This is a genomic window from Bradyrhizobium sp. USDA 336 (assembly GCF_044908355.1).
Lineage (GTDB): Bacteria > Pseudomonadota > Alphaproteobacteria > Rhizobiales > Xanthobacteraceae > Bradyrhizobium > Bradyrhizobium yuanmingense.
This window is the reverse complement of sequence record NZ_JBIYDC010000002.1, coordinates 662,996-678,026: the sequence shown is the minus strand read 5'-3', so window position 1 is coordinate 678,026 and position 15,031 is coordinate 662,996. Positions and strand designations below refer to the sequence as shown.

Below are 15,031 nucleotides of genomic sequence, written 5' to 3'. Positions count from 1 at the left end.
ACGCATTTTTTGCAATCGGGAGAGATGGTGGGCACGGCGCAAGGGCGCCTTTGCCCACCCTACGGCACCGTCATTCCATCACCAGCGCGACCCGCCCGATAGCCTTGCGGTCGATTAGCAGCCGCATCGCCTTCGCGTAGTCTTCCAGCGGCAGGCGGTGCGAGACGTTGGGGCGCAGCTTGCCCTCCTCCGCCCATTGCAAAAGCGCCTTCAGGCGGACCTCGCCGAGCGCAGGATTCTTGCGCACCGCTTCGCCGGCGCGTACGCCGAGCACGCTGGCGCCCTTGATGAGCAAGAGATTGGTCTTGGCCGAGCCGATGCCGCCGGTGAAGCCGATCACCAAGAGCCGCGCGCCCCAGGCGATGCAGCGCATCGAATCTTCGAAGACCTGGCCACCGACGGGGTCGAACACGACGTCGGCGCCGCGGCCGTCGGTGATGCGCTTGACGGCATCGCGGAACGGCTCGCGGTCGTAGCGGATGAGATGATCGGCGCCGCGCGATTTCGCGATTCCGAGCTTCTCGTCGCTGGAGGCGGTCGCGATCACGGTCGCGCCCAGCATCTTGCCGATCTCGACGGCGGCAAGGCCGACGCCACCGCCGGCGCCGTGGACCAGCAGCACCTCGCCGGGCGCGACCCGGCCGCGATCGATCAACGCATGATAGGCCGTGCCGTGGCCTGCGAGATAGGTGGCAGCCTCCGCATAGTCGAAGGTGGACGGCATGGGAGTGAGCTGCGACGGCGTGACCACCGCTTCATCCGTGAAGGCACCAAAGCGCATCTTCACGATGACCTTGTCGCCGACGGCAACGCCGCTTGCCTCCGACCCCACCTCGATGACGTCGCCGGCCGCTTCCATGCCCGGCGTGAACGGCAGCTCCGGCTTGAGCTGGTATTCGCCGGCGGCCATCAGCACGTCGGGGAAGTTCAGCCCGGCGGCGCGGATGGCGACGCGCACTTCGCCCGGCTTGAGCGCGCGGGGCGGAAACTCCTCCAGCAGCAAACGCTCGGGCGCGCCGAGCTCGCGGCAGACGACGGCGCGCACCATCAGGCCGCGCTCGCCTTGCTGCGCTGAAGCGCTTCGCGGATCAGCGGCAGGCGGTCATTGCCGAAATACATGTCGGTCTTGTTCACGAAAATCGTCGGCGAGCCGAAGCCGCCGCGCGCGACGACCTCCTCGGTATTGGCCTTGAGCTGGTCCTTGATGCCCTGCTCGGCAATGCCGGCGAAGAACTTCTGTTCGTCGATGCCGACCTTTCTGCAGATCTCCGCAAGCACCGCGTCCTGCGAGATGTCCTTGTCCTCGCCCCAATAGGCCTCGAACACTGATGTCGCGAACGGCACCATGTCCTGACCGAGCCACAGGCAGCCGCGCATCGCCTTCACGCTGTTCACCGGAAACACCGTCGGCGGCATCTTGATGGCAAGGCCCGCCGAGCGCGCCCAGTCGGCGAGGTCCTTCTTCATGTAGCGCGCCTTCAGCGGCACCGGCTTCTCGCGCTGCGCGTAGACGCTCGGATTGACCGAATTGAAGATGCCGCCGACCAGGATCGGACGCCAAGTTATCTCGGCGCCCAGTTCCTTGGCGAGCGGCTGGATGTTGTGGAAGGCGAGATAGGTCCAGGGGCTGGAGCAGTCGAAGAAGAATTCGATCATGGGGGTTCCTTTTTGCTGTCATTCCGGGGCGCGCCCCCTTTGGCGCGAACCCGGAATCCATTTTGCCTCTCGGTACGCTGCCTGATGGATTCCGGGTTCGCGCTTCGCGCGCCCCGGAATGACGAGTCACTTCCTTCCCAACACTTCCTTAGCCCTTTGTCCGAACATGATCTTGCGTGATTCCTCGTCGAACGGCTCTTTCACGAATTTTCCGATCGCAAGCCCCGCCTGCACCTGCGGCCTTGCCCGGACCTCGGCATACCAGCGTTTCACATTGGGATAGTCGTCAAGCGTAAAACCCTGCGCCTTGTGGGTCATGGTCCAGGGGAAGCAGGCGATGTCGGCGATGGAATAATCGCCGGCGACATAAGCGCCGGTCCTGGCCAATTGGCGATCGAGCACGCCGTAGAGCCGCGCCGCCTCGTCGCGATAGCGCTCGATCGCGTAAGGGATCTTCTCGGCCGCATAGAGCGCGAAATGGCCGTGCTGGCCGAGCATCGGCCCAAGGCCCGCCATCTGCCACATCACCCACTGGATCGTGGTGGAGCGGCCGCGCCAATCGGCGGGCAGGAAGCGTCCGGTCTTCTCCGCGAGATAGATCAGGATCGCGCCGGTCTCGAACGCGGAGAACGGCGCGCCGCCATCTGCGGGCTCGTGATCAACGATCGCGGGAATGCGGTTGTTCGGAGAGATTTCCAGGAACTCAGGATTGAACTGCTCGCCGGCGCGGATATTCACGGGGATCACCCGATAGGGAAGCCCGAGCTCCTCCAGCATGATCGAGATTTTCCAGCCGTTCGGCGTCGGCGCGTAATAGAGGTCGATCATGGGCCTTCCCTTGCGCCGTCCCTATCGCTGCCGCCAGCCAATGACGACTTTTGTTGTTCTGTACCTCGACGTTAGGACATGGCAGGAAGGGGCGCAACAACCCGCCGGGAGGGCCGCCATGCTGTTTCCAACCACGATCGCCGGCTCCTTGCCGAAGCCGGAATGGCTCGCCGAGCCGAACATGCTCTGGGCGCCCTGGAAGTCCGAAGGCGACGAGTTGCTCCGCGCCAAGCGCGATGCGACGCTAATCTGGCTGAAGCTCCAGGAGGACGCCGGCATCGACATCGTCACCGAAGGCGAGCAGGCCCGGCAGCACTTCGTGCACGGCTTCCTGGAGAAGATCGAGGGCATCGATTTCGCCCACAAGGTCGAGATGGGCATCCGGAAAGACCGCTACAAGGCGATGGTGCCGCAGGTGGTCGCGCCGCTGCGGCTGAAGGATCGCGTCCATGCCTTCGAGGCGCGCGTCGCGCGCACGCACACCAGGAAGCAGCTGAAATTCACCCTGCCCGGCCCGATGACGATCATCGACACCATTGCCGACCGCTATTATGGCGACAGGGTCAAGATGGCCTTTGCCTTCGCCGAGCTCTTGAACGAGGAAGCCAAGGCCTTGCAGGCCGACGGCGTCGATCTCGTGCAGTTCGACGAACCCGCCTTCAACGTCTACATGGACGAGGTCAACGATTGGGGCATCAAGGCGCTCGAGCGCGCCGCACAGGGCCTCACCTGCGCCACCGCCGTGCACATCTGCTACGGCTACGGCATCAAGGCCAATACGGACTGGAAGGAGACGCTCGGCAGCCAATGGCGGCAATACGAGCAGATCTTCCCGGCCATCGACGCGAGCCCGATCCAGCAGGTCGCAATCGAGTGCCGCAATTCCAAGGTGCCGCTCGACCTGCTCGCGCTGCTGAAGAACAAGATCGTGCAGGCCGGCGTGATCGACGTCGCCAGCGATACGGTCGAGGCCGCCGAGGACGTCGTGAAGGTGATCGAGGCGGTGTCGCAATTCGTGCCGAAGAGCAACATCATCGCCACGACCAATTGCGGCATGGCGCCGATGCGGCGCGAGATCGCCGAAGCCAAGCTGATGGCGCTCGGCGCCGGCGCGGCGCTGGCGCGCGAGAGGCTGGGATGATCACGAAACGTCGGCGCTTCAGCCCGACGCCGTCGGATGCAGCACGGGCCGATAGCCGGCCATGATGGCGCGCAGCGTCGAAGGCGGTGTCAACAACATCGCTTGATCGACCAGGCGTGCATGCGACGCGTAACCCGCCGGCGACCACAGCAGCGCCTGTCCCTGCCTCACCAGAAAGCTGTCTTCGCCCTGCTGCACCATTGCGCCGTCGGGCAGGTCTGCCAACGGCATCGGGAGCGGGTGCAATTGCTTGCGACCGCGATCGAGACGCTCGCGATGCAAAACGGCATCCATCGCCTTGGCGCTGATGTCGCTCGCGCCATTGCCCTTCTCCCACGCCGCGCGAAACCGCTTGGCGTCGTCGCGCCGGCAGAAGAAGCAGGGCCGGTGTCCTGCCGCGAAGGCCGTCGCCTCGTCGAGGAAGAACAGCTCGGTCCAGCTCCGCCGCGCCATCACCGGACGACGCCAGCCGCGGAATTCGCACAGGCATGTGATCCAGGCCGGCGTCGACCAGCGCTTCTTCAATAGCGTCTTCGTCGCGGGATCGTGGATGATGCCGCGATTGCCGGTGAACAGACCGCGGTGTGGGGTGGCGATGATGTCGCCGGTGGGCGTGACGCGGTTTTGCAGGGGGTGAGTGGCGAATGGCGAATGGCGAGTGGGGACGGTCTTACTCGCCATTCGCTACTCGCCATTCGCTCTGGTCACGCCGCGCCGTCGCGCAGCGGCGGGTGGTAGGACAGTGCGGTGTCCCAGGGGAAGAAGATCCAGGTATCCTGGGAGACTTCGGTGATGAAAGTGTCGACCAGCGGGCGTCCCATCGGCTTGGCGTAGACGGTGGCGAAATGCGCATCGGGCAGCATCTCGCGCACCATCCTGCCGGTCTTGCCGGTGTCGACGAGGTCGTCGACGATCAACAGGCCTTTGCCGGTGCCGCCGCCGAGCGTCATGGTCGCCTCGGAAATGCCCTTGAGCACCTGGAGCTCGCCCTGCTTGTTGTGGTCGTAGCTGGCGATGCAGACCGTATCGATGATGCGCACCCCTAACTCGCGCGCCACGATCGCGGCGGGCACCAGGCCGCCGCGGGTGATCGCAATCACCGCATGGAACGGACCGACCTCGTTGAGCCGCCAGGTCAGCGCCCGGCAATCCCGGTGGAACTGGTCCCACGAGACGGGGAAGGCCTTGCCTGCCCGCTCCTGCGCGCTCAGTTCCGGTGCTTCACCAGCCATCGCCTGTCTCCTGCAATCTCCTCCGGCAATTCCCTGCTAGCGGTTGACGTTCAATCCCGCCAGCATTTCCTTCACCGCGGCCATTGCCGCCGCGAGCTTCTCCGGATCGCGCGAGCGCACCACCAGATTGGTGTTGGGCTTCTGCTCCTCGTCCATGAAGGGATAGCTGCCGATGATGGTGTCGGGATGGGCGGCGGCGATCTCCCGCAGCGGGCCGCCGATGTCGCCCTCGCGCGCATTGGCGCGGACCGAGTCCGACAGCATGCGCACGCCGGACTTCAGCTTGGGCGAGACGATGTCCATCATCGCCTGCATGATCGAGGGCACGCCGGCCATGACGATGACGTTGCCGATCTTGAAGCCGGGGGCGAGAATGGTCGCACTCTGGATCAGCTCGGCGCCGTCGGGGATGCGGGCCATGCGCAGCCGGGCCTCGTTGAGGTCCTGCTCGCTCCAGCGCTCGCGGAAGCGGGCGACCACTTCCGGATGATGGTCGATGCCGACGCCGAACGCCTTGGCGACGGCATCTGCGGTGATGTCGTCATGGGTCGGCCCGATACCGCCCGTGGTGAAGACGTAGGTGTAGCGATGCCGCAATGCATCCAGTGCAGCGATGATGTCGGGCTCGTCGTCGGAGACGACGCGGACCTCCTTCAGGTCGATGCCGATATTGGTCAGGTATTCGGCGATGAAGCCGATATTCTTGTCCTTGGTCCGGCCGGACAGGATTTCGTCTCCGATGACCAGAATGCCCGCCGTGACGATCTCGCTCATGCCTTAAGTCCCTCACCTGTGACGCCGACTTTGCCGAGGTAACGCGTTGAAGTCACGCGGTTTTGCTTCTGAAATAAGCAGTCTTCAGCCATTTTTTCAGGCACGCCGTCGGCCGTCGCCGGCAAATGCCCCCTCTCCATGCTTATCGCGCTGGCCCGGCCCTTGCTACCACATGAAAGTCATGCACTGTTGACGCATGGCCATAGGACGTTGCGGTCTCATCAAGGCCGACGCGACCTGGCGCATGGCGCAACGCCTGGGGAGACAAGTCGGGATCTATGGCAGTCGCGTTTGACGAAATGAACATTCCCGGCGGGGACCTCCGCCCCGCCTACCAGGAGCTGGCGCGCTGGCTCAAGGAGACGCCTCCCGAGGCGCTCGAATATCGCCGCCAGGAAGCCGAGCTGCTGTTTCGCCGGATCGGCATCACCTTCGCGGTCTACGGCGATTCCGAGTCCACCGAGCGCCTGATCCCCTTCGATGTGATTCCGCGGATCATGTCCGGCAAGGAATGGGCGCGGCTGGAGAAGGGCCTGAAGCAGCGCGTGCGCGCGCTCAACATGTTCCTGCGCGACATCTATCACGGCCGCGACATCCTCCGCGCCGACATCGTGCCCGACGATCTGATCTTCCAGAACCCGGTGTTCCGGCCCGAGATGAACGGCCAGCAGGTGCCGCACGACGTCTACGTGCACATCGCCGGCATCGACATCGTCCGGGTCGATGCCGAGGACTTCATCGTGCTGGAAGACAACGCCCGCACGCCGTCGGGCGTGTCCTACATGCTGGAAAACCGCGAGATCATGATGCGGCTGTTTCCGGATCTGTTCGCCCGCCACCGGGTGGCGCCGGTCGAGCGCTATCCGGACGAGCTGCTCGCAGCGCTCCGCTCGGTCGCGCCGCAAAGCGCCTCCGGCGAGCCGACAGTCGCCCTGCTCACCCCGGGCGTCTACAATTCGGCCTATTACGAGCACTCCTTCCTCGCCGACAAGCTCGGCATCGAGCTGGTCGAAGGCCGCGACCTCGTCGTCAAGAACAACGAAGTGTTCATGCGGACGACGGAAGGGCTGAAGCGGGTCGACGTGATCTATCGGCGCGTCGACGACGACTTCCTCGATCCCCTCACCTTCCGTCCCGATTCGGTGCTCGGCGTGCCCGGACTGATGTCGGCCTACGCGGCCGGCAACATCACGCTCGCCAACGCCGTCGGCACCGGCATCGCCGACGACAAGGCGATCTACTCCTACATGCCCGACATCGTGAAATTCTATCTCGGCGAGGAGCCGATCCTGAAGAACGTGCCGACCTGGCGCTGCCGCGAGCCGAAGGACCTCGCTTATGTGCTGGACAATCTAAGCGAGCTCGTCGTCAAGGAAGTGCACGGCTCCGGCGGCTACGGCATGCTGATCGGCCCCGCCGCGACCAAGGCGACGATCGAAGCGTTCCGCGACAAGCTCAAGCGCGAGCCGGAAGGTTTCATCGCCCAGCCGACCCTGGCGCTTTCGACCTGCCCGACTTGCACGGCGTCGGGCCTCGCTCCACGTCACGTCGATCTTCGCCCCTTCGTGCTCACGGGCAGCAAGAGCACGACCATCGTGCCGGGCGGGCTCACCCGCGTCGCGCTCAAGGAAGGCTCCCTGGTGGTGAACTCGAGCCAGGGCGGCGGCACCAAGGACACCTGGATTCTGGACGAGTAGAGAGATGCTGTCGCGTACCGCCGAAAACCTCTACTGGCTCGCCCGCTACGTCGAACGGGCCGAATATCTCGCGCGCACCATCGATGCGACGCTGCGCGTCACCGCGCTTCCCGCCGCCTATATCGGCAAGACCAATGAATGGGATTCGGCGCTGCTCACCGCCGGCGTCGCCGCGAGCTTCTATCAGGCCTATGAGGAAGCCAACGAGCACAACGTCGTCGAGTATCTCTCGTTCTCGCAGAACAACCCGTCCTCGATCCGAAACTGCATCGAAGCGGCGCGGCTGAACTCGCGCTCGGTGCGTACGGCCCTCACCAGCGAGATGTGGGACACCATCAACTCGGCCTGGATCGAGCTTCAGGCGGTGTGGAGCAAGGGCACCTCGACGCGCGAGGACCTCGCAAAATTCCTGCGCTTCGTGCAGGAGACCTCGCTGCGCTTCGACGGCTCGGCCTATCGGACCATGCTGCGCAACGACGCCTATTGGTTCTCGCGCATGGGCGTGCACCTGGAGCGCGCCGACAACACCGCGCGCATCCTCGACGTGAAGTATCACGTGCTGCTGCCCGAGGAGGAGCATGTCGGCGGGCCGCTCGACTTCTACCAGTGGAGCTCGATCCTGCGCTCGGTCTCGGCGCTGACGGCCTATCACTGGGTCTATCGCGAGACGCTGAAGCCCTGGCTGATCGCGGACCTCTTGATCCTCAACGACACGCTGCCGCGCTCGCTCGCCAGCTGCTACGGCAACCTCGTGCGCAACCTCGACCAGATCGGCGTCGCCTATGGCCGCCAGGGCCCGGCCCAGCGCCACGCCCGCGGCATCCGCAACCGGCTGGAACACAGCAACATGAACGACATTTTCCAGCATGGCGTGCATGAATTCATTCAGGAATTCATCGCGGACAATTCCAGGCTGGGCGAAATCATCACGAAGCAGTATTTGATCTAGTCGAACAGGGACCTACCTCAGCCTTCGTCATTCCGGGGCGCGCGCAGCGCGAACCCGGAATCTCGAGATTCCGGGTTCGGTCCTGCGGACCGCCCCGGAATGACGGAATCAAAACACCATGCGCCTGCGAATCCAGCACAGCACGACCTATCGCTACGAGCCGCCGGCCACCAGCGTGATCCAGATCCTGCGCATGACGCCGGGCAGCCATGACGGGCAGTACGTCGCGGAATGGCAGATCGACGTCTCCACCGACACCAAGCTCGACATGCATGAGGACGCGTTCGGCAACGTCACCCACGTGCTGTCCTGCGGGCCCGTCGGCGACATCCAGATCATTGCCGAAGGGCTGATCGAGACCCACGACACCGGCGGCGTGCTGCGCGGCAGCGACGAGCGTTTTCCCCCCGGCATGTTCCTGCGCGTCACCGACCTCACCTCGGTCAATCCGGCGATGACGGCGGTCGCGCGCCAGTTGCGCAGCGAGGCCGAGAGCGACACGCTGGGCTTCCTGCACACGCTGATGACCCAGGTGGCCGATCACATGACGTTCGACGAGGACCCCACCAACAGCGGCACGTCCGCAGCGGAGGCGTTCACGCTCAAGCGCGGGGTCTGCCAGGATTACGCGCACATCTTCATTGCCTGCGCCCGCGCCGGCGGCGTGCCGGCGCGGTTCGTCTCCGGGCATTTCCTGCGCGCAGATGATACGGTTCATCAGGAAGCGGGCCATGCCTGGGCTGAGGCCTACGTGCCCGATCTCGGCTGGGTCGGCTTCGATCCCGCCAACAGCATCTGCGCTACCGATGCTCATGTCCGCCTCGCGATCGGGCTCGACTATCTCGGCGCGGCCCCGGTGCGCGGCACGCGCTACGGCGGCGGCACGGAGACGCTGACGGTGGCGGTGAAGGTCGAACAGGCCGGCCGCGGCGGGCAGTCGCAATCGCAGTCCCAGCGGCAGGGCTAGTTAGCAGCCGCCGGCCGAACACATTCGGCGTGCTACAATCGCGGGATCGGATGAGACCCGCGAGGTAGCCATGGCGACTGTGAAACTGCTTTCGGATGATGAACTCTCGGCTGAAGCGCGCGCCGTCTTCGACGACATCCGCAAGGTGCGGAAATCGGACTTCGTCAACAATTTCTGGCGCGCGCTGGCGCATGATCCGAAGACGCTGCGGCGAACCTGGGAGAGCATCAAGGAGGTGATGGCTCCCGGCGCGCTCGATCCCAAGGTCAAGGAAATGCTCTACGTCGCGGTGTCGGTCGCGCACGGCTGCAGTTATTGCATCCACTCGCACACGGCCGCCGCACGGGCCAGGGGCATGACCGAGGCCGAATATGGCGAACTGCTCGCCATCGTGGGCATGGCCGCGGAGACGAACCGGCTGGTGACGGCGCTCGGCGTGCCGGTTGACGAGGCGTTTCTGGTGGATGCGGCGGGTTGAGGTGGGCGGTCGCCGCAGCGTACCTTGCTCGTCATTCCGGGGCGCGCGTCGCGCGAGCCCGGAATCCATTTATCCACCAACGCTGCGGCTCGATGGATTCCGGGCTCGCGACTTCGTCGCGCCCCGGAATGACAGCCTTCCCCCGCGGGAATCGGGGGTTTCATGGCTCCCTGAAATTGGCTAGTAATTCCGCGCAAACGCGTTCGGGGACTGGAAATGACCTATTGCTGCGGAATCCTGGTTCGGGACGGTCTGGTGATGATCGCCGATACCCGCACCAATGCCGGCCTCGACAACGTCTCGACCTTCCGCAAGCTGCACATCTTCTCCAAGCCCGGCGAGCGCATCATGGCGATCGCCAGTGCCGGCAACCTCGCCATCAGCCAGTCGGTGCTGTCGACGCTGACCGAGGGCCTCGAAGACCCCAATACGGGCGAGATCGAGACGCTGATGAACGCGCCGACCATGTTCCAGGCCGCCCAGCGCATCGGCCGGGCGATCCGGGCGGTGCACGCCACCGAAGGGCCGGCGCTGAAATCCGAGGACGTGTCCTTCGACGTCTCCTTTCTGTTCGGCGGCCAGATCAAGGGCGCGCGGATGCGCCTGTTCATGGTCTACACCGCCGGCAATTTCATCGAGTGCACCACCGACACGCCTTACTTGCAGATCGGCGAGCACAAATACGGCAAGCCGGTGCTCGACCGCGCCATGCATTACGACGTCGAGCTCTATGAGGCGCTGAAGACCGGCCTGATCTCGATGGATTCGACGATGCGCTCGAATCTCGGCGTCGGCCTGCCGATCGACGTGCTGGTGGTGCGCACCGACGCCTGCGAAGCCGATCTCAACCATCGCATCGAGGCGGGCGAGCCCTATTTCCACGACCTTCGCTCGCGCTGGTCGGCGGCCTTGCGCGCGGCTCATCAGAACATTCCGCGCCCGCCCTACAAGAACGACAAAGAACCCAAAACCTGACAGCAGAAGAGAGAAGGCAGGAAACGATGAGTGAAGCGAAAAAGATCGCATTGGTGACGGGCGCCGGCACCGGCGTCGGGCGCGCGGCGTCGCTGGCGCTGATGAACAGTGGCTTCACCGTGGTGCTCGCAGGCCGCCGGCTCGACATGCTCGAGGAGACGGCAAAGCTCGGTCCCGCTGGAAAAAGCCTCTGCGTCACCGCCGATATGACCAAGCCGGATTCCATCGCCGCGCTGTTCGACAAGGTGAAGGCGACCTATGGCCGCCTCGACGTGCTCTTCAACAATGCCGGCATGGGCGCGCCGGCCGTCAACTTCGAGGATCTCAGCCTCGAGCAATGGCAGGCCGTGGTGAACACCAACCTCACCGGCCCCTTCCTGTGCACCCAGCACGCCTTCCGCATCATGAAGGACCAGACCCCGCGCGGCGGCCGCATCATCAATAACGGCTCGATCTCGGCCCACGCGCCGCGACCGTTCTCGGCGGCCTATACCTCGACCAAGCACGCCATCACCGGCCTCACCAAGGCCTCTAATCTCGACGGTCGCATGTACGACATCGCCGTCGGCCAGGTCGACATCGGCAATGCCGCAACCCCGATGACCGACCGCATGGTCAACGGCCCCGGCGTGCTGCAGCCCGACGGCACCACCAAGCACGAGCCGCGCATGGACGCGAAAGCGGTCGGCGACGCCGTGGCCTACATGGCCAGCCTGCCGCTCGATGCCAACGTGCTGACCATGACGGTGATGGCGACCAAGATGCCGTTCGTCGGGCGGGGCTGAACAAAAAAGCGCGAAAACAACCCCATGCACAGTAGGCGTCAAGAGGCGCCTGCTGCTGCCGGGCCGCGGGTGTGGCGCGAGTTAAGTCTCCACGCCATCTCAACAATCGTCATTGCGAGCGCAGCGAAGCAATCCAGGCTGCCGCCGCGGTGAGATTCTGGATTGCTTCGTCGCAAGAGCTCCTCGCAATGACGTGGAGAGAGCGGAGCCCCAACAACGCGACCCGCTTCCCCGCCCCGTCGGCATTGCCTTTGCAGCGCAGGCACGGCCATAATCATCGGGGTTTGGGGACATCATGCTGCGCCTGCAATCTGCACTCGGCATTTTCGCATTGCTGCTGATCGCCTTCGCGCTGGCGGAGAATCGGCGCGCCGTGTCGCTGCGCCAGGCGGCGATCGGCCTCGCCGCGACCTTCGTCACCGCCCTCATGCTGCTGAAGCTGCCGGTCGTCGCTCATGCCTTCGGCGCCATCAACGAGGCGGTCGGCGCGATCTCGGCGGCCTCGCGGGCCGGCTCCGCGTTCGTGTTCGGCTATATCGGCGGCGGACCCCTGCCGTTCGATCTGAAGGCGCCGGGCGCGGACTTCATTTTGGCGTTCCAGGCGCTGCCGATCGTGCTGGTCATGAGCGTGCTCACGACGCTGCTGTTCTATTGGCGCGTGCTGCCACCGATCGTCCGCGGCATGGCCTGGCTGCTGGAGCGCACGCTCGGCGTCGGCGGCGCGGTCGGGCTTTCGACCGCTGCCAACATCTTCCTCGGCATGGTCGAGGCGCCGCTGTTCGTGCGGCCGTATCTGGCACAGATGACGCGCAGCGAGTTGTTCCTGGTCATGACCGGCGGCATGGCCGGCATCGCCGGCACCGTGCTGGTCCTATATGCGACGCTGCTGGCCCCGCTTATTCCCGACGCCGCCGCACATTTCGTCATCGCCTCGGTGCTCGGCGCGCCGGCGGCGATCCTGATCAGCCTGATCATGGTCCCTGAAACCTCCGACAAGCGCACCGGCGGCGCGCTGGAGGATCCGCAGATGGAGGTCGCCAGCACGATGGACGCGATCGTGAAAGGCACCAGCGCGGGCATCGAGCTGCTGATCAACATCGTCGCGATGCTGCTGGTGCTGGTGGCGCTGGTCTATCTCGTCAACGCAATCCTCGGCCTGCTCCCGCACGTCGGCGGCGCCGCGATCTCGCTGCAGCGGCTGCTCGGCCTCGTCATGGCGCCGGTGTGCTGGCTGATGGGGCTGCCGTGGGATCAGGCGATCACCGCCGGCAGCCTGATGGGCACCAAGACGGTGCTGAACGAATTGATCGCCTATGTCGACTTCTCGAAGCTGCCGCCCGATACGCTCGATCCGCGCTCGCGCCTGATCATGCTCTATGCGATGTGCGGCTTCGCCAATTTCGCCAGCCTCGGCATCATGATCGGCGGCTTAGGGGTGATGGCGCCGGAGCGGCGCGAGGAGATCAATGCGCTGGGGCTGAAGTCGATCGTGTCGGGGACGCTCACGACGTGTCTGATGGGGGCGGTGGTGGGGGTGTTGGCGTAGGTCTCTCTCCACCGTCATTGCGAGGAGCTCTTGCGACGAAGCAATCCAGACTGCCTCTGCGGATACATTCCTGGATTGCTTCGCTGCGCTCGCAATGACGGCCGAAGGAGTATGGGCCTCAACTGCACAATTTCGACTTCTGCAGGATGCGACGCACCTCAGGCATCTTGGCACGGCACGGCTCGGCCGCCATGGCCTTTGCCTCGCTGGTTCGCCCCTGCACCCACAACAACACCGCCATCAAGCCCTGCGCCCCGGAACGGACCGGTCCACCCGCCACATCCAAAGCTGCGAGCGACATGGCGGTTCGCGCTTCCCTCTCGGCGGCATTGATATCCGCTTGTTCCAGGAAGAAGACGGCACGGTAGACGTGAGCCCGCGCGTCTTTCGGGTAGCGGGTAACGAGATCGAGCGACCGGCTGGCCATCTCGTCGCCCTTCATCGGCACTTCCGAGGCGCGGATATAGTGCGCGGCATCGGCCATGTAGGCCGAATAATGCGCGGCGGCGAAGCCGGCGCAGATGAGAGCTCCGATGGATCCTGCCAGCAAGGTCATGCTCGCGCTCCGCGGCAGGCTGTCATAGGACCAGAAGGCGAGCCACGGCGTGACGGCGAGCGCGGCGCCGGCCACGGCGCCACCTGCATGGGCGTAATAGTTGACGTTGCCGGACGCACCAAAGGCCATTGGCAGCAGTGCGGGAAGGCCGAAAAACAGCGACGTCTTCAGCCGCGATATAGTTTGATCGGCGTTCGCTTCGGGATCGAAGCTCGCCACGAACAGCGCGGCGATCAGCCCGGTGATGGCGCCCGATGCACCGACGCCGACCGTGCCGGGACCGTTGCCCAGCAGCGAGCCGGCCTCTCCGGCCAGTGCACTGGCAACGAAGATCAGCGCGAACCAGCCACGGCCGATCAGCGACTCCAGCCTGACGCCGACGATGAACAGCGCAACGCAATTGCTCACGAGGTGCCACCCGCTGCCATGCAGAAGCGGCGCAAGGCCGATTCGCCACCATTCCCCCCTTCCGACGACGAGATCGTAGCCGGACGCGCCTTGAGCGATCAGCGAGCGCACATCAATGTCGCCGTCTCGCGCGATGTCGATGGCGAGACTGCGTTGCAGAACGAAGATCAGGAGCAGACCGAAGATCAGGCCGATGGTGAGGAAGGGGATGTCGGCCAGAAGCTTGTTGTCGGCAAAAAGCGTCTCCTCGCTGGAAGAGAGCTTCTCTATGGCGATCGGCGCGGCGACGGCTTGAAACGATGCTCTTGGAGCTGGCGCTACGGTGCCGCGTCGGCCAAAAGTGTTGGTCGCCATGAAGCATCTCCCGCGTTGTCACACCCTTGAGTTGACGCGAGAGGTATTTTCGACTGGTTAGCACCAGGCTTGCGGGGCGGCCGAAATCATCCCGATTGCTGACCGCCCGGTTTCTCGGATCGCCCGCATTTTAGCGATCGAGAGATGCGCGATTACGCCTTCAGCTCCACCGTCTTGAACTCAGCGGGGAGGATCACCTCCAGCAGCTCCACGTCGTCCGAATAGTCCAGGATCATGTGCCTGATCTTCGGCGGCTGGGTCCAGGCGCTGCCTTGCTGCATCAAGGTCTCGCCCTGGCCTTCCATATAGGTCTTCACCCAGCCCTTGAGCACGTAGACCATCTGGAATTCGACGTCGTGATAGTGGAGCTTGGAGACCTCGGCCGGGTTGCAGGGGCCTTGCAAGCGGATCACATGCGCCTGCGCGAGGCCATGGGTCGCCTCGGCGATGCCGAGATCGCGATACTTCGCGTAGGCGCGCAGGCCGTCGGCCTTGAAGTCTTCCTCGCGGTGATGGCTGACGGCGATGCGCTGCTTCGGACGTGCGGGCTTTTTCGCAGCGGCGGTACGCGCCTTCGCCTTCACGGCCTTGCGTGCCGAGGATCGCGCCGCCGCCTTGGCGCCGCTCCGCTTCTTCACCGCGGTCTTCAATGCGGGCCTCGATGCCTTTTGCTTGGCCATTGTGT

At 64.7% G+C, this 15,031-nt stretch carries 16 protein-coding genes; 8 read left to right on the top strand and 8 right to left on the bottom strand.

The window, feature by feature from the left end; translation table 11 throughout:
- Positions 1-70 precede the first annotated feature (70 nt).
- The 3 genes from ABIA45_RS04000 to ABIA45_RS03990 all read right to left on the bottom strand — a co-directional run bounded on the left by ABIA45_RS04000 (position 71) and on the right by ABIA45_RS03990 (position 2,484).
- Complete coding sequence (locus ABIA45_RS04000) at positions 71-1,048, bottom strand: NADPH:quinone oxidoreductase family protein (RefSeq protein ID WP_271544773.1); 978 nt, start codon at positions 1,046-1,048, stop codon at positions 71-73.
- Positions 1,048-1,656, bottom strand: a complete 609-nt coding sequence (locus tag ABIA45_RS03995; RefSeq protein WP_271544775.1) for a 2-hydroxychromene-2-carboxylate isomerase — start codon at positions 1,654-1,656, stop codon at positions 1,048-1,050. The genes ABIA45_RS04000 and ABIA45_RS03995 overlap by 1 nt, the downstream gene beginning before the upstream one ends.
- Positions 1,657-1,782: 126 nt before the next feature.
- Positions 1,783-2,484, bottom strand: coding sequence for a glutathione S-transferase N-terminal domain-containing protein (locus ABIA45_RS03990; protein ID WP_271544777.1), 702 nt, complete (start codon positions 2,482-2,484; stop codon positions 1,783-1,785).
- 118 nt (positions 2,485-2,602) lie between these two features.
- On the opposite strand from ABIA45_RS03990, the gene ABIA45_RS03985 reads away from it, so the two are divergent.
- A complete protein-coding gene (locus tag ABIA45_RS03985) occupies positions 2,603-3,625 on the top strand; it encodes a methionine synthase (protein ID WP_157280673.1) in 1,023 nt (340 codons plus the stop codon).
- An 18-nt stretch (positions 3,626-3,643) separates the two neighbouring features.
- On the opposite strand, the gene ABIA45_RS03980 is transcribed toward ABIA45_RS03985, so the two are convergent.
- The 3 genes from ABIA45_RS03980 to ABIA45_RS03970 are packed head-to-tail and all read right to left on the bottom strand — an operon-like array spanning position 3,644 to position 5,631.
- Positions 3,644-4,306 carry a hypothetical protein gene (locus tag ABIA45_RS03980; RefSeq protein ID WP_271544781.1) on the bottom strand — a complete coding sequence of 221 codons (663 nt, stop codon included), beginning with the start codon at positions 4,304-4,306 and terminating at the stop codon, positions 3,644-3,646.
- A 23-nt stretch (positions 4,307-4,329) separates the two neighbouring features.
- Positions 4,330-4,857, bottom strand: coding sequence for a xanthine phosphoribosyltransferase (gpt, locus tag ABIA45_RS03975; RefSeq protein ID WP_271544783.1), 528 nt, complete (start codon positions 4,855-4,857; stop codon positions 4,330-4,332).
- Between the two features lie 36 nt (positions 4,858-4,893).
- Entirely contained in the window at positions 4,894-5,631 is a 738-nt protein-coding gene (locus ABIA45_RS03970; protein WP_271544785.1) for a molybdopterin-binding protein, read from the bottom strand.
- Between the two features lie 278 nt (positions 5,632-5,909).
- On the opposite strand from ABIA45_RS03970, the gene ABIA45_RS03965 reads away from it, so the two are divergent.
- From ABIA45_RS03965 to ABIA45_RS03935, 7 genes are all read left to right on the top strand, one after another.
- Positions 5,910-7,328 (top strand): circularly permuted type 2 ATP-grasp protein, encoded by a 1,419-nt coding sequence (locus ABIA45_RS03965; RefSeq protein ID WP_036015353.1) that lies wholly within the window; start codon positions 5,910-5,912, stop codon positions 7,326-7,328.
- Positions 7,329-7,332: 4 nt separating this feature from the next.
- Positions 7,333-8,277: an alpha-E domain-containing protein gene (locus tag ABIA45_RS03960; protein ID WP_036015356.1), complete on the top strand. Its 945-nt coding sequence runs from the start codon at positions 7,333-7,335 to the stop codon at positions 8,275-8,277.
- 118 nt (positions 8,278-8,395) lie between these two features.
- Positions 8,396-9,244, top strand: coding sequence for a transglutaminase domain-containing protein (locus ABIA45_RS03955; RefSeq protein WP_404540064.1), 849 nt, complete (start codon positions 8,396-8,398; stop codon positions 9,242-9,244).
- A 70-nt stretch (positions 9,245-9,314) separates the two neighbouring features.
- Complete coding sequence (locus ABIA45_RS03950) at positions 9,315-9,722, top strand: carboxymuconolactone decarboxylase family protein (protein WP_271544789.1); 408 nt, start codon at positions 9,315-9,317, stop codon at positions 9,720-9,722.
- A 216-nt stretch (positions 9,723-9,938) separates the two neighbouring features.
- Complete coding sequence (locus ABIA45_RS03945; RefSeq protein ID WP_025037198.1) at positions 9,939-10,697, top strand: proteasome-type protease; 759 nt, start codon at positions 9,939-9,941, stop codon at positions 10,695-10,697.
- Between the two features lie 26 nt (positions 10,698-10,723).
- Positions 10,724-11,482, top strand: coding sequence for an SDR family oxidoreductase (locus ABIA45_RS03940; protein ID WP_275511250.1), 759 nt, complete (start codon positions 10,724-10,726; stop codon positions 11,480-11,482).
- Between the two features lie 295 nt (positions 11,483-11,777).
- The gene (locus ABIA45_RS03935; RefSeq protein ID WP_404651102.1) at positions 11,778-13,028 is read left to right on the top strand and encodes a NupC/NupG family nucleoside CNT transporter; all 1,251 of its coding nucleotides are present in this window, start codon (positions 11,778-11,780) and stop codon (positions 13,026-13,028) included.
- 118 nt (positions 13,029-13,146) lie between these two features.
- Here the strand turns inward: ABIA45_RS03935 and ABIA45_RS03930 are convergent, their stop codons facing one another.
- Entirely contained in the window at positions 13,147-14,346 is a 1,200-nt protein-coding gene (locus tag ABIA45_RS03930; RefSeq protein WP_404651101.1) for a rhomboid family intramembrane serine protease, read from the bottom strand.
- A 152-nt stretch (positions 14,347-14,498) separates the two neighbouring features.
- The gene (locus ABIA45_RS03925) at positions 14,499-15,026 is read right to left on the bottom strand and encodes a cupin domain-containing protein (protein WP_404651100.1); all 528 of its coding nucleotides are present in this window, start codon (positions 15,024-15,026) and stop codon (positions 14,499-14,501) included.
- Between the last annotated feature and the right edge of the window lie 5 nt (positions 15,027-15,031).